A 16,026-nucleotide genomic window follows, 5' to 3' on the forward strand; every position below is an offset into this window, starting at 1 on the left:
TTACTGGATGTTGAAGACGGCTTGCAGGCTGTCGCCCGACGATCCCGGCACCGACAGGGTATAGCGCCCCGGCAGCACTGCCACAAAGCTGAGCACCGCCGTCCCGTCGCTGTCGAATTCAAGACTGTGGATGCCCATGGGGCGAATCTCGGTATCGCCGATGACGATTTCATTGATCCAGATGGCGCGGAAGAAATCGCCCCCTGACAGGGCCAGTTCCTGACTGCCATCGGCCGTGATCTCGATCCGGTAATAGCCGCCTGATTTCAACGTGTATTCCCCGCCTGCGACCGGCTGTCCCGATGCCAGCGTCAGCGGCGCCAACTGGGTGCGGTTGTCGCGCGCCAGAAGGCCGGAAAAGCCGTAGTCGAACTTGCCCGCCGCCTCGAAGACACCGTCTTCGTCACCCGTCGCGTCATCATCATCGTCGTCGTCCTGATCGGGCTGGACCTGCGCACTTTGATCGACCGAGGGTTCCGGCGTCGCGGTATCCTGCGCGCCTGCCGGAAGGGCAAGGGCCAGCAATATGGCCAGCGAGGGGATCAGGCTTGTCTGCATCGTCATCGTCGAATTCCTTTGCATTGCATCAATCGGGGGCCACGACGACGCCCCAGGGCTGCTGTCCGACCTGAACAGAACGGACGACCTTGCGGGCAGCCACATCGATGATCGAGACATCGTTGGAATTGCCATTCGTCGTGTAGAGGAACTTTTCATCGGGCGAAAACGCCAGCTGCCAGACGCGCTGGCCGACCAGCAGGTAATCGACCACCTCATCGGTCTGCGCATCGATGACGGCGACGCGGTTGGCAGGGCCAAGCGCCACGAACAGGGTCTTGCCATCGGCGGTGACGCGGGCTCCGACGGGCTGGATCGCCTCGGGCAGGACGCCGTTGATGTCGAAGCTGATCTTCTTGATGATCTGCTGGGTGGACGGGTCGATGACGCTGACCGTGCCGCCGATTTCCGACGTCACATACAGCTTGCTGCCATCGGCGTTGTATTGGGCAAAGCGGGGGCGGCTGTCAACCAGCACGTTTGCGGTGATCTCGAACGTCGTCGTGTCGATGAAATGCGCCATGTTCGTCGTCTCAGATGTGTTGATGACGACGCTGCCATCGGGGCTGACGCCCATGCCTTCGGGTTCGACGCCGACCGGGATTTCCGCCAGCATCTGATGGGTTTCGGTATCGACGACGGTGACGATATTATCGTCTTCATTGGCGATGAACAGCGGGTTGCCCGACGGGTGCAGCACGAACAGTTCCGGGTCCGGCCCCGACGGCAGGGTGTGCAGCTGTTCCATCGTCTGCGGATCGAAGACCCGCACCAGATCATCGTCGGATGAACAGACATAGAGTTCCGTCCCGTCCGGACTGATGGTGATGCCACGGGGCCGGTTTCCGGCGGGATAGGTGCCGATCACCTCGAAGCTTTCGCCGTCTAGCACGGTGATGTCGTTGCTGCGTTCGTTGGTGACGAAGACGCGGTTGGCAAGCGCGGGATGAGCCGCGCAGATCAGGGCGGCGCTGACAAGCAGGTGTTTCATGAAGGGTCCCCAAGGCGGCATTCGGTTTCGGCGCGGTCCACGCCCAGCGTGTCCAGCTGGCTGGTCTGATGCAGATATTGTTCTTGCGGGCTAACCGAGGTGGTCAGATCGCCCGTCGTCAGCAGGATCGGCTGGCGCACCTGGTGATCCCAGTCGCGCACGGTCAGCGCCCGCCCCTTAAAGCCCGCCACGTCGAAATCGGGCGACAGGATGAAATCGCGCAGGGTGTCGGGATCGCCGGAATTGGTCCGCGTTGCAGCCTCGCCGATGATGCGCAGGGACAGCCAGGCCTGATAGTCGGCCTCGCGCATGCGGCGGTTGGCCAAGGCCTCGAAGCGGTTCTGGAACTGGGTCGCGCCCCAAGCCTCCATCGCGGGATGCCAGCTGCGGGGGACCAGCCCCGCCGACCCCGCCACGGGGCGAGGGTCCCATGTCAGATAGGGCAGATAGACGGCAAAGACATCTGCTTCGTCGGCGGTGATGACGATGTCATGGTCCTCGGCGCGTTGGGTAAAGACCGGCATCTGCGACTGGACCTGCACATGGCCACTGTCGGTGCGCCGCGCGCCGCCGGTATCCTCGAACTCGCGTTCCTCGACGATGTCGGCGCCGAACTTGGCGGCGGACCTGCGATAGGCATCGGCCATCGCCTGATCCTGCGGGTGGCTGCCGTGGATCAGCATCCAGCGTGGCCAGTTCTTCCACATCAGGAACTGCGTCAGCGCATCGGCCAGCATCGCCCGGCTTGGCGCGACATGGATGGTGTTCATCCGGCAGTCGCTGCCCCGCAGGTTGTCGCCGCGCGCCATCGCGTTGATCAGCATGGCTCGGTCGCCCACCTGATCGGCTAGCGCCAGCGTGACGTCGTCGTCCGCCATGACCACGATGAAGCGGATGCCCTGATCCAGCAGGTCGCGCATGCTGTCGGCTGCCGTGTCGGGCGTGGCGGCCACCGTCACGGTCTGGAAGTCCTGCCCCATGAAGCGGCCGGTCGTGTCATTGTCGTCGGTAGCCAGCTGCGCGCCGGCAAAGCCCAGATCATCGGGCGGCAGTTCCAGCCGCGATATCGGCGGCAGGCCGGGGTTGTCGACACGCAGCACCGCGGCGCGGATGACCACCGGGTCTTCGGCCTTGGTCTGGGCGTGAACGGGCTGAGCCAATGCCACGGCACCGGCCAAAAGCCCCATGATTCCCTTGAACATTCTTCGTCTCCCTGTCGGTCATGGTGCGGGTCCGGGGGGCATGCGGCAAGCCGGTTATTGTTCCCGTTCGCATCGGGAACTTTTCCCTGCACCCTTGGTCTGGGGGGTCTCAGGCTTTTGTCTTATGGACGGCCCGCCCCGCCCGGGTTCAAGTTCGACAGATGATCGCACGACATCATATCCGGGCACTGGCCCTTGTGGCGGCATCGCTGGCGGTGTCGGCCGGGGGCGTGGCGGCGCAGGATCTGCCGCCCGGCAAGGCCACATGGTTCGGCATCCATTACATCGACAGCTCGACCGAGGGTGACATCAATGGCGTGCGTCAGGATGAAACCGACCGCATCGCCATGACCGAGGAATACGTCGCAGGCCTTTTGTCCGAACGCGGCTTCACCCTGACCGAACCCGACCCCGCCGCCACGGCCCGCATCCGGAACCCCGCCCATTCCAACGGCGCCGACACGCGGATCGCCGCGGACATGGGATCGCGCTATGCCATCATGGGCGAGGTGCAGAAGACCTCGAACCTGATCCAATCGGTGAACCTGCGCATCCGCGACGCCGAAACGGGCCAGACCCTGCGGGCGGGTGCGGTCGATATCCGGGGCAATACCGATGACGCCTTTCGTCGCGGCTATCGTTACCTTTTGAAGAACGTCATTTTCCGGGAGGATAAGAAGGAATGAGGAAGACCCAGCTTGTTGCAGCGACGCTTGGCGCGGTGATGGCCCTGACCGGGGCGGCATCCGCGCATGGCCCGTCCCGGCTGAAGACCGAACAGACCGTGGTTCTGGACGCCACCCCCGCCGAAGTCTGGGACGTGATCGGCAAGTTCGACGACATGAGCTGGCATCCCGTCGTTGCATCTACCGCGATGACCCCCGAGGGCGCGCCCGCCGATGTTCCCGACGAATCGACCCGCGTGCTGACCTTGGCAGCCGATGGCGATCCCACGATCACCGAACAGCTGATGGCCATCGACGATGCCAAGATGAGCTACAAATACATGATCACCGAGGTCGATACCGCGGTCCTGCCGGTCACCAATTATTCCTCGACCCTGATGGTCAAGGACAAGGATGGCCACGCCGAGGTCATCTGGAAGGGCGGCTTCTATCGCGGCTTTCCGAACAACGATCCCCCGGCCGAGCTGAACGACGATGCCGCCATTGCCGGGGTCAACGGGGTCTATATGGCCGGTCTGGACGCATTGGCCGAACGGTTCGGCAAGGTCGAGTGAGGCTGTCCCTGCTGATGGCGCTGCTTGCATCCCCGGTCATGGCCGGGGATCTTGCGTTCATCACCTCGCAGAACGGCAATGCGCTGTCGGTGGTGGATCTGGACGGGGGGATGATCACGGCACAGGTGGACATCCCCGATGCCCCTGCCCCCGTCGCCTATGATCCGGAACGCGGGCGCGTGTATGTCATCGCAGCCAATACGGGACGCTTGCATGTCCTGGACAAGACCTTGACCCCCCTTCGACAGGCCAATCTGGGTGAGGGTGCGTTCGGCATCGCCACCGGTCCCGACGGCGCCTTGTTCGTCGCCGATTGGTTCGGCGCCCGGTTGATGCGTCTGGACAGTAATCTGGCAATGGTCTGGCAATCGGCAACAGGTGCGGCACCGGCCGGTGTTGCAGTCAGCGCCGATGGGGCGCTGGTCGCCACCGCCGATCGCGATGCCGACGCGGTCAGCATCTTCGCCACCGATGACGGTGCCTTGCTGCATCGGGTCAAAACGGCGGGACCGCATCCGTTCGGCATTACGTTTCACGACGGCCTGATCTGGACGGCGGATGTGATGGGCGACAGCGTGTCGGTCATCGATCCCGCCGCGGGTCTGCTGGTTGGGCAGGTCCCGACCGGCAGTCACCCCTATGCCATAGCTTTCGCCGAGGGGCGCGGCTTTGTGACCGACCAGTATGATGGCACCGTCACCGTCTTTGATGCAGCCAGCCATGCGGTTCTGGCGACCATCACCGTCGGCGATTACCCCGAAGGGATCTCCGCCCTGCCCGATGGCAGCGGGGTCGCCGTCGCCAATTGGGACAGCGATACGCTGAGCATCATCGATGCCACCGATCTGACGGTGACCATGACGGTCGATCTGCCGTCCGGCCCCCGTGCCTTCGGGGTCTTCACGGGTCCGCCGTGACCAGCGATGCCCCACCTTCGGCCAGCCAGTCGTCCGTGCCGCCGGGGAACCAGTGGATGCCCGAAAAGCCCCATTCAACGGCGCGACGGGCGGCATTCCAGCTCATCCAGCAATCTGCACGGCAGAAGATGACCAGAGGGCGATCATCGCCCCCTTTGGCGGCGGTCAATCCGTCGCGCAGGCGGGCTTCCTCATCTGGGGACAGCGCTTCATAGCCGGTGTTCCACAGCCAGATTGCGCCGGGGATGGTCTGATGTGGAGGTTCGCGCCAGATCGTGCCTTCGGGCAATCCCTCGGGGCGCAGGGTCCGGGGGAAGACGTTGACAAAGACTGCCTGCCCCGCGTCGTGCAGATCAAGCGCCCGCGCGCCATCGATGACCTGCGCACCCTGCAAGGTCGCGGGCACCGGCGCACGATAGGGTTCGCCGCGATAACCGTCGGGCTCCGGAACGGTCTGCGCGGCAGCAGGCAGCGCCAGCAGCACCGCCAGCACCGCCGCACGGATCACGGCATCACCTGCTTGCCGAAATCATCGACCAGCGGCACCCCCGCATCATGCAGGATCTGGTTGATGCCATCCTGATTGCGCCGGATCAGGCTGTTCAACTGGCGCTTCCATTCCTGTTCGCCCAGACGGACGCCCATGGTGATGCGATAGAACAGCCTCGGATTGCCCTCTTCGTGCAGCAGCGGGGTGAATTGCAGGTCCGGATCATCCTTGACCAAGGGGCCCGCCAAGGGCCCCCACATCACGGCGATGTCCAAGTCCCCCGCACGGATGTCGTCCAGCATGTCACCTGTGGGGTTCTTCACCCGCCGGTCGACGAACAGATCGGCGCCGCGCATGTTTGCGGCCAGCCCGTTGCGCGCCAGATGCGTCGCGGGCGGCGTGCCCGCAACGACGCCGATGTCGGCCTTCTTCAGCAGCGGATCGGACAGGCGGTCCACCTGCGCCAGATCGCCGTCGCCCCGCGTCACCAGACCATAGACCGAGGTGTAGTAATGGTTGGTGTTCTGCACCATCTCATCGCCCTGAGCATAGCCGATGACGACATCGCAGGTCCCCGCCCGCAATGTCTTGGTGATGAAGCCCATGCCTGACGGAAACCAGGCATAGGTCACAGGCATATCCAGCAGCTGCCCGAAATAATCGGCCAGCTTGTTTTCGAACCCCGTGCCGTCGCGGGTGGTGACGGGGGCGTTCGCCGGATCGGCGCAGACCCGGAACTGAGTCGTCAACCGCAGATCGGCCACCTGCGCGTCGGCCGTTCCCGCCATGGCAACGACCGCCAGCATCAGGCCGTGACGAAGGATGCGCATCACATCTCCATGCAGGAATCTTCAAGCGCGGCGTATTCTTCGGGCTTGTCGGCACGTTCGGCGGGGCGACCGCGTCCGATGGTTTCGGTGCCATGGGCAACCAGATAGGTGTAGATATCGTCGATATAGCACCAGACGTTCTTGTTGGTGCCAAAGGCCGGCATGACCGAATTGGTCCCCTGACGACCCGAGGCGACAACTTCCATAAAGTCGTAATAATCCATCCGCAGCACCGAATCCTTCAGCGCCGGGGCATAGGTTGACCCTTCGCCGTCGGGGCCGTGGCAGACGTGGCATTCTGCGTGATAGCGGCGGAACCCGTTGAAGGTCGCGAAATCGACGACGCCGTCTTCGACCTTGAAGGTCGGAATGCCTTCGTCGTTGCGCCAGCGTCCGTCCGTCATTTCGACCGCATCGGTGGTCTGGCCATTGGCCAGAACGTGGCTGCCCTGTTCGCCCTCGGCCTCTGATGTCGCCTCGGGCTGGGCTTCGGTCTGCGCCATGGCACTTGTCGCCAAGGTCGCACCAAGAACCAGCGCGGTCAGGCTGGTGATGGCTTTCATCATGGATATCCTCCCATTCATGGTCTGCCTGCTCTCCTCCAGACAGAACCGCCCCGAGCTTAACCCCGGGGCGGCCCTTTCACAGATCAACTTCCACTTTGCGGAACGAAAGTATTAGCCGTTGGTGGCACCTTCGGCCGGAGCCTCGCCTTCAGCCGGGGCTGCGGCGGGGGCGTCGGTCGAACCTTCGGTGGCAGGCTGTTCCATGGATGCGGGTTCTGCAGTCAACGCATTGCCGTCACCCGGCAGTTCGAAGACCGTCAGCTGGCCGCCCAGTTCGGTATAGTCGCTGAGCGCGGCATAGCCGCCCACGGCACCCAGACCGTCGTTGGGATTGGTCAGACCGGCTGCCAGACCGATACCGGCCCAGCCACCCACTCCCGAGAGGACGGCGACATACTGCTTGCCCTCACGCTCGTAGGTCATGACGTTGCCGATGATGCCCGAGGGGGTCTTGAAGCTGTAAAGCTCGTCGCCCGTTTCCGCATCGACGGCCTTCAGATAGCCTTCCAGCGTACCATAGAAGACGACATCGCCCGCGGTGGACAGGGCGCCTGACCAGACCGAGAACTGTTCGGGCAGCGACCACTTGATCTCTCCCTTGGTGGCATCCCAAGCGATGAAGTTGCCCATGCCGCCATGGCTGTCGGGTGCCGGATACATCGACAGCGTCGCGCCGACATAGGGCTGGCCCGCGGTATAGGCGACGCGGAAGGGTTCGTAATCCATGCAGACGTGGTTGGTCGGCACATAGAACAGACCGGTCTTCGGCGAATAGGATGCCGGTTGCTGGTCCTTGGACCCCAGTGCCGCCGGGCAAACGCCGGTGGTGTTGCTGTCTTCGCCATTCTGCGAGGTAGAGTAATCCGCGACCACCTGCGGGCGGCCGTATTGATCGGATTCCTTGTCCATCTCGACATGGGTCGCCCAGTTGACGGCGGGGTCGTATTTCTCGGCGACCAGCAGTTCGCCCGTTTCACGGTCCAGCGTATAGCCGAAGCCGTTGCGGTCGAAGTTCACCAGCAGCTTGCGCATTTCCCCGTCGATTTCCTGATCGACAAGGATGTTTTCGTTCACGCCATCATAGTCCCATTCGTCATGCGGCGTCTTTTGATAGAACCACTTGGCCTCGCCGGTATCGGCATCGCGGGCCATGATGGTCATCGACCATTTGTTGTCGCCCGGACGCTGGCTGGGGTTCCAGGTCGAACGGGTTGCCGGTGCCGTAATAGACCAGATTCAGGTCCGGGTCATAGCTGAACCAGCCCCAGGTCGTGCCGCCGCCGATCTTCCACTGATCGCCTTCCCAGCTGTTCAGCGAGCTGTCCGCACCGATCGGTTCACCCAGCGACATGGTGGTTTCGGGGTTCACCAACATTTCTTCATCGGGGCCGACCGAATAGGCCTTCCACGCTTCCGAACCGTCCGAGAGGTTATAGGCAGTAATGCGACCGCGAACGCCATATTCACCGCCCGATACGCCGACGATGACCTTGTCACCCACGGGCAGCACGGTCGCGGTGTTGGTTTCGCCGATGGCCGGATCGCCGGTCTTGACCGACCATTTTTCCTCGCCGGTCATGGCGTCCAGCGCGACAAGCGTGGTGTCGGCCTGATGCGACAGGATCATGCCGTCGGCATAGGCCACGCCGCGGTTCACCGTGTCGCAGCACATCACGGCGATGACTTCGGGGTCCTGCTGGGGCGTGTGACGCCAGACGATCTTGCCGTTGTCGGACAGATCCAACGCGAAGATGTTGTTGGGGAAGGGCGTGTGGACATACATCATGTCGCCCACGACCAGCGGACCACCTTCGTGACCGCGCAGCACCCCGGTCGAGAACGACCATGCGACCCGCAGGTCGCCCACGTTGTCGCGGCTGATCTGGTCAAGTTCGGAATAACGCTGGTTGGCATAGTTGCCGGTCTGGATGGCCCATTGCTCTGGCTTGGCCGTTTCGGTCAGAACGCTTTCGTTGGCATAGGCCGACGCGCCCGTCAAAAGCAGCGCGATTGCCGCGCTGTTCAACAGATGTTTCATTGAAATGCTCCTCCGCTGGATATTGCGCCGCGGTGTTTCCTCCTCCCACGGCTGTCCATACCCAAGTGTTGGTTGCGCATTTCCTTGCGTCAATCGAACGCCCTGCCCTTTGCCCCTAAAGTCTGATGGGCAAACGGCAAGGCGTCCGGGAAGTTTTTGCAATCGGCTTACAGCAGGCGGTCGGCGTGCCAGAAGACGTGATCGGCCATGAAACTTTGCACGAAGAAGTAGCTGTGGTCATAGCCCGGCTGCATGCGGAACTGGCCGGGTTGGCGACGTTCCATCATGGCATGCGCCAGCAATTCGGGCTTGAGCAGGTCCAGGAACTGGTCGCCGCTGCCCTGGTCGATCAGAATTTCGCCGGGATAGCCGCGTTCGCGCATCAGGATGGTCGCATCATGGGCGCGCCATGCATTGCGGTCTTCGCCAAGGTATGCGGTCAGCTGCTTGCGGCCCCAATCCGATTCACTGGGATTCGCGATGGGCGCAAAGGCCGAGACGCTGCGATAGCGTTCGGGATGCGTCATTGCGATAGTCAGCGCACCATGCCCGCCCATCGAATGACCGGTGATGCCCATGGCATCGCGGTCGATGGCGAAATTATCGCCGACCAGTTCGGGCAGTTCATGGACGATGTAATGCCACATCTGGAAGTTGGCCTTCCACGGGTCCTGCGTGGCGTTCACATAGAACCCCGCGCCCTGCCCCAGATCATAGGCGTCATCATCGGCAACGCCTTCGCCGCGCGGCGAGGTGTCTGGGAAGATGATCGCGATGCCGGCTTCGTCGCAATACTGCTGGGCGGCGGCTTTGGTCATGGCGTTGTCATGCGTGCAGGTCAGGCCCGACAGATACCAAAGCACCGGCACGCGACCGTATTGGGCCATCTCGGGCAGATAGACCGCAAAGGTCATGTCGGTCCCGGTGGCCTGTGAACGATGGCGATAGACGCCCTGCGTGCCGCCAAAGCTGCGGTTTTCGGAAACGGTCTCAAGGCTCATGGGTCTCTCCCTTCAAGGTCTGGAACATGACCAGCCCGTTAACCGGCCCATGCTGGGGGTGAAGAAACGCAGCCGGCAGGCGCCCGACAATGGCAAATCCGGCTTTCTGCCACAAATGGACGGCGTCTTCATTCGTCGCGACGACGAAATTGAACTGCATCGCCCGGAAACCCTGATCGGCGGCCCAGGTCTTGGCATGTTCGACCAAGCCGCGCGCAATACCCTTGCCGCGTGCGTCGGGATGGGTGGCAAAAGACGCGTTGGCCACATGCGAACCGCCTGCAGGGCGGTTGGCGCCGACATGGCTCGTGCCCAGAATGCGGCCATCCAGTTCGGCCACGAAGGCGGTGAAAGGATGGGCGAACCAATCCGCGATCGCTTCGTCGGGTTCGACGTCGCGCGGCATGCAATAGGTTTCTCCGGCGCGATAGACCGGGCGCAGGATGTCCCAGATCGCGTCATGGTCGTTTTGGGTTGCGGGGCGGATCACCGCCCCGCCACGGGTCGTCATGCCAGCTCATCCACGCTGCGGATGACCTTGCCCAGCAGACCGTAATCCAGCGCCTCTTGCGTGTTCAGCCAGAAGTCGCGGTGGGTGTCTTCCTCGATCTTTTCGACCGACTGGCCGGTGGCATCGGCAAAGATGTGGTTCAGACGGTCGCGCATCAGGCGCACCTGTTCGGCCTGGATCATCATGTCCGAGGTCGTCCCGCCAATCCCGCCCGAGGGCTGGTGGATCAGGAAGCGCGTGTTGGGCAGGCAGAAACGGTTCTGCTTTTCCGCCGCGACAAAGATTAGCGCGCCCGCGCTTGCCACCCAGCCCGAACCGATGGTGCGCACGGTGGGACGGATGAACTTGATCACGTCATGGATCATGTCGCCCGATTCCACGTGACCACCCGGAGAAGCTGATCAGCATGTTGATGGGTTCGTCGCTGTCTTCGGCCAAGGCCAGCAGATGCGCGACGGTGCGCTGTGCCAGCTTGTCATTGATCGCGCCCGCCACGATGACCGTGCGCGACTTGAAGTACAGTTTGCCGATCTTGTCGCCTTCCGGCAGACCCAGACCACCGTCCTTGTCGCCCTTGGACTGGCGGTCGTCGTCTTCTTCGTGATCGTCGTCGTCATCCAGCCACTGATGGCGCATGGGCCTGCTCCTTGTTCTTACTCATGGCGACGGCGGGACCGTGCGGCCCCGCCGTTCTTTTACCTAAGCAGCCATGAAGGATCAGTAAAGGACGACCGAGCGGATCGATTCACCCTTATGCATCAGATCGAAGCCCTTGTTGATGTCTTCCAGCGGCATCGTATGGGTGATCATCGGGTCGATCTCGATCTTGCCGTCCATGTACCAGTTGACGATCTTGGGCACATCGGTCCGCCCGCGCGCGCCGCCGAAGGCCGTGCCCTTCCAGACGCGGCCGGTGACCAGCTGGAACGGGCGGGTGCTGATTTCCGCCCCTGCCGCAGCCACGCCGATGATGACCGAGACGCCCCAACCGCGGTGGGTGCATTCCAGCGCGTCGCGCATGACCTTGGTGCTGCCCGTCGCGTCAAAGCTGTAATCCGCGCCGCCGATCTGGTCGAAGGGGGTCTTGGTCATCTCGACGATGTGCTGGACGATGCCGCCTTCGATTTCCTTGGGATTGACGAAATGGGTCATGCCGAAACGCTCGGCCATTTCCTTCTTTTCATTGTTCAGATCGACGCCGATGATCATGTCGGCACCGGCCAGGCGCAGGCCCTGGATCACGTTCAGCCCGATACCGCCCAGGCCGAAGACCACCGCCTTGGCACCGATTTCCACCTTGGCGGTGTTGATCACCGCACCGATGCCGGTGGTGACGCCGCAACCGATATAGCAGATCTTGTCGAAGGGCGCGTCTTCGCGGACCTTGGCGACCGCGATTTCCGGCAGCACGGTGTGGTTCGCGAAGGTCGAGCAACCCATGTAGTGATAGATCGGGGTGCCATCCAGCATGCTGAAGCGGGTGGTGCCATCGGGCATCAGGCCCTTGCCCTGCGTGGCGCGAATGCGCGTGCACAGGTTGGTCTTGCCCGATAGGCAGGACGCGCATTCACGACATTCGGGCGTATAGAGCGGGATGACGTGGTCGCCGACCTTCAGCGAGGTGACGCCTTCACCGACCTCGACCACGACGCCTGCGCCTTCATGGCCCAGAATTGCGGGGAAGATGCCTTCGGGGTCGTCGCCCGAGCGGGTGAATTCATCCGTATGGCAGATGCCGGTGGCCTTGATCTCGATCATGACCTCGCCGGCCTTGGGGCCTTCCAGGTTGACCTCCATCACTTCCAGCGGCTTGCCAGCCTCGAGGGCTACGGCGGCACGGGTTCTCATAGTGTCGTCTCCTATCGCTCCGGTAGGGCTTTGATCGGGCAAGGGGCCAACGAGCGGCCCCTTGCCTGAATGTCATGTTTGTGGACGATCCTGTTCAGGCGGGCAAGGCACCCGAACGCTTGGCGATATGCGTCGCGATCGCGTCCATCAATGGTGGCGACAGCGCATCATAGGGGTCCAGCCCCAGCTCGCGCAGGCGCGACCTGATGCCGTCCATCCGCGACGGATCGACCCCGGATTCGATGACCGAGCTGACGAAGGCCGCGAATTCCGGCGCAGACCAGCCGCTTTCCCCGGACAATTCGGTATGCATGAAGTCGAGCCCATAGAACGGATGGTCCTTGTTTTCGATGCGACCGATCATATGGACGCCACAATCGCGACAACGGTGTCGCTGGATCGCCGCCGTTTCATCGACGATCTGCAGCTTGTCGCCGTTTTCAAGGATACGGACGCTGTCGCGCGACACCACCGCAACCTGGCTGAAGGTGGCCCCATCGGGTTTCCAGCACTTGGTACAGCCGCAGACGTGGTTATGCGCGGTCTGCGCGCCCACGCTGACCTTTACGGGATTCGTGCTGCAGTGGCAGGTCAGGGTTCCGCCGGAAAAACCCGGGTTTCCCTGTTTGACGCCGTGATCCACGGCCGGGTGAATGCTCACCCCGTCAGTGCTGGTCATGGTCCCCTCCTCCAATTGACCGGACATTGGTCAAAATCGCGCCGATGGGAAAATTCGGCAAGTGAGAGGAAGGTGGTAGCAGCCCGCACTATTGCCGGTGCGGGCTGCCCGTGGTTCAGCTTGCCGGTGTCGATGACACGCCGACCTTGGCGGGGCGCAGCAGGCGGTCGTGCAGGCGGAAGCCGTTGTCCATGACCTGGATGATCTCACCCGCGGTGGTGCCGGGCGCGGGGGCCTCGAACATCGCCTCGTGGAAGGTGGGGTCGAATTTTTCACCCAGATCGGGGCGGATGATGGTGATGCCATGCTTGGTGAAGACGTTCGACAGTTCGCGCAGGGTCAGATCGACCCCCTCGATCAGGGCCGAGGCCGCCTCGCGCTGCTCGTCGGTGGCTGCATCCAGCGCGCGGGTCAGCGCGTCATAGACGGGCAGCAGGTCCCGCGCCAGGCGCGAGCCACCATAGTTTTCCGCGTCGCGACGGTCCTTGTCGGCCCGCTTGCGCGAATTTTCCGCATCGGCCAGCGCGCGCATCCATTTGTCGCGCAATTCGTCGCGTTCGGCCGTCAGGCGCGCGACCTCATCATCCTGGGCGACCAACGGGTCGTCCAGAAATTCTTCCATCGGCTGTTCGTTCTGCTCGGTCATCTTCTTCATCCTTTCCGGCCAGACAGCACCCGCCCGACCAGCTGCGCGGTATAATCGACGATCGGCACGATCCGGCCATAATTCAGCCGGGTCGGTCCGATGACTCCAACCGCGCCTACAATCTTACGGTCGGCATTCATATAGGGTGAAACGACCAGAGCGGAACCCGAAAGTGAAAAAAGCTTGTTTTCGGAGCCGATGAAGATGCGAACACCCTCGCCGCGCTCGGTCAGGTCCAGAAAATCCACGATGTCGCGTTTGCGTTCAAGGTCGTCGAACAGCACGCGCACCCGATCCAGATCGGCAACCTCGCTGTCCAGCAGGTTCGAGCGTCCCCTGACGATCAGCCGCGGATCGACCGCCTCGGCCCCCCAGAGCGCGATGCCCGATTCGACCAGCTCGGCTGCAAGGACGTCCAGTTCGCGCCGCCTCGTGTTGATCTGCTGGGCCAGATGGCCGCGCAATTCGGCCAGCGTCTTGCCCTCGGCCATGGCGTTCAGGAAATTTCCCGCCTCGCGCATAGATGACGGCGTCTGGCCGGGCGGCGGGGTGAAAATGCGGTTTTCGACATGGCCGTCGGCAAAGACCAGCACGACCAGCGCACGGTCGATGCCAAGGCTGACGAATTCGATATGGCGGATCGGGGCTTCGTGCTTGGGCATCAGGACAAGGCTGGCGCCCCGTGTGATCGATGACAATGCCGTGCTGACCCGGTCCAGCAGCACGCCGGTTTCCGGGTCGTCGTTGCCAAGCGTCTGGTCGATGGCCGCGCGGTCCTGCGGGGCGACCTGATCGACCTCCATCATGCCGTTGACGAACAGGCGCAGCCCCTGCTGGGATGGCAACCGCCCCGCCGAGGTATGCGGGCTGTCCAGAAGACCCATGAATTCAAGGTCTTGCATAACGTTCCGGATTGTCGCCGCACTGACCTTTTCGGTCAGTGCACGCGTCAGCGTGCGGGAACCGACAGGTTCGCCCGTATCAAGATAACTTTCGACGACCCGGCGAAAGACTTCGCGGGACCGGTCGTTCAGCTGATTCAGCAGCGTTTCCTGGCTCATGTGCCTCGTGGGGTTGCGTGACGGTGCCCTCGGGCGATATTGGGCAGGTAATCTTCACGAAAAGGATGAATCATGCGCCCCTCTGGCCGGAATCTAAGCGAAATGCGCCCGATTTCAATTGAAACCGGGGTGATGCGCCACGCCGAAGGGTCGTGCCTGATCCGTTGCGGCGATACGCACGTCCTGTGCACCGCCTCGATCGAGGATCGCCCGCCGCGCTTTCTGAAGGGCACCGGCCTTGGTTGGGTCACCGCCGAGTATGGCATGTTGCCCCGTGCCACGAACAGCCGCAATCGCCGCGAGGCCGCATCGGGCCAGCAGACCGGCCGCACGCAGGAAATCCAGCGCCTGATCGGCCGCAGCCTGCGCGCGGGCATCGACCGTTCCGCACTGGGTGAACGCCAGATCACCATCGATTGCGATGTGATTCAGGCCGATGGCGGCACGCGTTGCGCGTCCATCACCGGCGGTTGGGTGGCGCTGCGTCTGGCGGTGAACAAGCTGCTGAAGGCGGGCACCATCACCTCCGACCCGATCCTTGATCATGTGGCCGCCGTCAGCTGCGGCATCTATGCGGGCCAGCCGCTGGCCGATCTGGATTACGCCGAGGACAGCGAAGCCGGCACCGATGGCAATTTCGTTCTGACCGGTGCGGGGCGTCTGATCGAAGTGCAGATGTCAGCCGAAGGGGCGACCTTCTCGCGCGACGAGATGGGCAAGCTGCTGGATCTGGCCGAAACCGGCATGGCCGATCTGGTCGCCGCGCAGAAGGCGGCCATCGCATGAGGAAGTTCACCGAAAAGCGCCTGCTGGTCGCCACGCATAACGCCGGCAAACTGTCCGAGATGCGCGCCCTGCTGTCGCCTTATGGCGTCGAGGTTGTCGGCGCCGCCGAAATGGGCCTTGGCGAACCTGTCGAGACCGAGGACAACTTCATCGGCAACGCCCGCATCAAGGCCCGCGCCGCGATGGAGGCCACCGGCCTGCCCGCCCTCTCCGACGACAGCGGCATCAGCGTCGATGCGCTGAACGGCGCGCCCGGTGTCTATACCGCCGATTGGGCCGAAACCGGCAACGGCCGCGATTTCCCGATAGCCATGAAACGCACATGGGACGAGCTGGAGGCCGTGAACGCCCCCACCCCGCGTCACGCCCAGTTCCGCTGCACACTGGTCCTGATGTGGCCCGATGGCCATGACGAGGTCTTCGAAGGCGTGCTGCCCGGTCAGGTCGTCTGGCCGCCGCGCGGCGGGGCCGGTCACGGCTATGACCCGATCTTCATGCCCGACGGTCACGATGTCACTTTGGGCGAGATGTCCTCCGAGGCAAAGAATGCCCTCAGCCATCGCGCCATCGCGGTGGACAAGATGATCAAGGCCGCCTTCACCTGACGGCTGCGGCCCGTCCCTGTTCGCGGGGCGGGTCGGCAAATTCAGGACGGATGCCCC

General features: G+C 63.1%; 19 protein-coding genes and 1 pseudogene. 5 read left to right on the plus strand and 15 right to left on the minus strand.

All coding sequences use genetic code 11. The features are described 5' to 3' along the window. The 3 genes from SJY40_RS13635 to SJY40_RS13645 are packed head-to-tail and all read right to left on the minus strand — an operon-like array spanning position 1 to position 2,751. Positions 1 to 564, minus strand: a complete 564-nt coding sequence (locus SJY40_RS13635; RefSeq protein ID WP_378947505.1) for a hypothetical protein — start codon at positions 562 to 564, stop codon at positions 1 to 3. Positions 565 to 586: 22 nt separating this feature from the next. Beyond that, on the minus strand, positions 587 to 1,549 hold the full coding sequence (locus SJY40_RS13640) for a YVTN family beta-propeller repeat protein (protein WP_378947508.1): 963 nt from the start codon (positions 1,547 to 1,549) through the stop codon (positions 587 to 589). Continuing rightward, a complete protein-coding gene (locus tag SJY40_RS13645) occupies positions 1,546 to 2,751 on the minus strand; it encodes an ABC transporter substrate-binding protein (protein ID WP_378947511.1) in 1,206 nt (401 codons plus the stop codon). Before SJY40_RS13645 ends, SJY40_RS13640 begins: the two co-directional genes overlap by 4 nt. Before the next feature lie 161 nt (positions 2,752 to 2,912). On the opposite strand from SJY40_RS13645, the gene SJY40_RS13650 reads away from it, so the two are divergent. Genes SJY40_RS13650 through SJY40_RS13660 form a run of 3 tightly spaced genes read left to right on the plus strand, consistent with a single transcriptional unit; the run spans position 2,913 to position 4,908 of the window. Beyond that, entirely contained in the window at positions 2,913 to 3,437 is a 525-nt protein-coding gene (locus tag SJY40_RS13650) for a DUF3280 domain-containing protein (RefSeq protein ID WP_378947514.1), read from the plus strand. Continuing rightward, positions 3,434 to 3,991 carry an SRPBCC family protein gene (locus tag SJY40_RS13655; RefSeq protein ID WP_378947516.1) on the plus strand — a complete coding sequence of 186 codons (558 nt, stop codon included), beginning with the start codon at positions 3,434 to 3,436 and terminating at the stop codon, positions 3,989 to 3,991. The genes SJY40_RS13650 and SJY40_RS13655 overlap by 4 nt, the downstream gene beginning before the upstream one ends. Positions 3,992 to 4,029: 38 nt before the next feature. Continuing rightward, complete coding sequence (locus SJY40_RS13660) at positions 4,030 to 4,908, plus strand: YncE family protein (RefSeq protein ID WP_378947519.1); 879 nt, start codon at positions 4,030 to 4,032, stop codon at positions 4,906 to 4,908. Here SJY40_RS13660 and SJY40_RS13665 read toward each other — a convergent pair. The 12 genes and pseudogenes from SJY40_RS13665 to hrcA all read right to left on the minus strand — a co-directional run bounded on the left by SJY40_RS13665 (position 4,892) and on the right by hrcA (position 14,578). Continuing rightward, on the minus strand, positions 4,892 to 5,416 hold the full coding sequence (locus tag SJY40_RS13665; RefSeq protein WP_378947521.1) for a PQQ-dependent catabolism-associated CXXCW motif protein: 525 nt from the start codon (positions 5,414 to 5,416) through the stop codon (positions 4,892 to 4,894). The two genes, SJY40_RS13660 and SJY40_RS13665, sit on opposite strands and share 17 nt — an antisense overlap. Beyond that, positions 5,413 to 6,228 (minus strand): substrate-binding domain-containing protein, encoded by an 816-nt coding sequence (locus SJY40_RS13670; protein WP_378947524.1) that lies wholly within the window; start codon positions 6,226 to 6,228, stop codon positions 5,413 to 5,415. The genes SJY40_RS13665 and SJY40_RS13670 overlap by 4 nt, the downstream gene beginning before the upstream one ends. Then, positions 6,228 to 6,791 carry a c-type cytochrome, methanol metabolism-related gene (locus SJY40_RS13675; protein ID WP_378947526.1) on the minus strand — a complete coding sequence of 188 codons (564 nt, stop codon included), beginning with the start codon at positions 6,789 to 6,791 and terminating at the stop codon, positions 6,228 to 6,230. Before SJY40_RS13675 ends, SJY40_RS13670 begins: the two co-directional genes overlap by 1 nt. 243 nt (positions 6,792 to 7,034) lie before the next feature. Beyond that, a pseudogene (locus tag SJY40_RS13680) lies at positions 7,035 to 8,832 on the minus strand (methanol/ethanol family PQQ-dependent dehydrogenase); the annotation flags it as partial. A gap of 167 nt (positions 8,833 to 8,999) precedes the next feature. Next, positions 9,000 to 9,833 carry an S-formylglutathione hydrolase gene (gene fghA / locus SJY40_RS13685; protein ID WP_378947529.1) on the minus strand — a complete coding sequence of 278 codons (834 nt, stop codon included), beginning with the start codon at positions 9,831 to 9,833 and terminating at the stop codon, positions 9,000 to 9,002. Beyond that, the gene (locus tag SJY40_RS13690) at positions 9,823 to 10,344 is read right to left on the minus strand and encodes a GNAT family N-acetyltransferase (RefSeq protein WP_378947532.1); all 522 of its coding nucleotides are present in this window, start codon (positions 10,342 to 10,344) and stop codon (positions 9,823 to 9,825) included. Before SJY40_RS13690 ends, fghA begins: the two co-directional genes overlap by 11 nt. Further along, complete coding sequence (locus SJY40_RS13695; RefSeq protein WP_378947535.1) at positions 10,341 to 10,697, minus strand: ATP-dependent Clp protease proteolytic subunit; 357 nt, start codon at positions 10,695 to 10,697, stop codon at positions 10,341 to 10,343. The genes SJY40_RS13690 and SJY40_RS13695 overlap by 4 nt, the downstream gene beginning before the upstream one ends. 1 nt (position 10,698) lies before the next feature. Beyond that, positions 10,699 to 10,980 carry an ATP-dependent Clp protease proteolytic subunit gene (locus SJY40_RS13700; protein ID WP_378947538.1) on the minus strand — a complete coding sequence of 94 codons (282 nt, stop codon included), beginning with the start codon at positions 10,978 to 10,980 and terminating at the stop codon, positions 10,699 to 10,701. An 81-nt stretch (positions 10,981 to 11,061) separates the two neighbouring features. Then, positions 11,062 to 12,192 carry an S-(hydroxymethyl)glutathione dehydrogenase/class III alcohol dehydrogenase gene (locus SJY40_RS13705; RefSeq protein WP_378947541.1) on the minus strand — a complete coding sequence of 377 codons (1,131 nt, stop codon included), beginning with the start codon at positions 12,190 to 12,192 and terminating at the stop codon, positions 11,062 to 11,064. Positions 12,193 to 12,286: 94 nt separating this feature from the next. Further along, positions 12,287 to 12,871 (minus strand): S-(hydroxymethyl)glutathione synthase, encoded by a 585-nt coding sequence (gfa, locus tag SJY40_RS13710; RefSeq protein ID WP_378947544.1) that lies wholly within the window; start codon positions 12,869 to 12,871, stop codon positions 12,287 to 12,289. Positions 12,872 to 12,986: 115 nt separating this feature from the next. Then, the gene (locus tag SJY40_RS13715; protein WP_378948458.1) at positions 12,987 to 13,493 is read right to left on the minus strand and encodes a nucleotide exchange factor GrpE; all 507 of its coding nucleotides are present in this window, start codon (positions 13,491 to 13,493) and stop codon (positions 12,987 to 12,989) included. Between the two features lie 29 nt (positions 13,494 to 13,522). Continuing rightward, on the minus strand, positions 13,523 to 14,578 hold the full coding sequence (gene hrcA / locus SJY40_RS13720) for a heat-inducible transcriptional repressor HrcA (RefSeq protein WP_378947547.1): 1,056 nt from the start codon (positions 14,576 to 14,578) through the stop codon (positions 13,523 to 13,525). A gap of 72 nt (positions 14,579 to 14,650) precedes the next feature. Between hrcA and rph the strand changes: the two genes are divergently transcribed. Both rph and rdgB read left to right on the plus strand, forming a co-directional pair. Then, entirely contained in the window at positions 14,651 to 15,364 is a 714-nt protein-coding gene (rph, locus tag SJY40_RS13725) for a ribonuclease PH (protein ID WP_378947550.1), read from the plus strand. Further along, the gene (gene rdgB / locus SJY40_RS13730) at positions 15,361 to 15,969 is read left to right on the plus strand and encodes an RdgB/HAM1 family non-canonical purine NTP pyrophosphatase (RefSeq protein ID WP_378947553.1); all 609 of its coding nucleotides are present in this window, start codon (positions 15,361 to 15,363) and stop codon (positions 15,967 to 15,969) included. Before rph ends, rdgB begins: the two co-directional genes overlap by 4 nt. Positions 15,970 to 16,026: the final 57 nt, after the last annotated feature.

The sequence above is a fragment of the Paracoccus sp. R86501 genome (genome assembly GCF_042466435.1).
GTDB lineage: Bacteria > Pseudomonadota > Alphaproteobacteria > Rhodobacterales > Rhodobacteraceae > Paracoccus.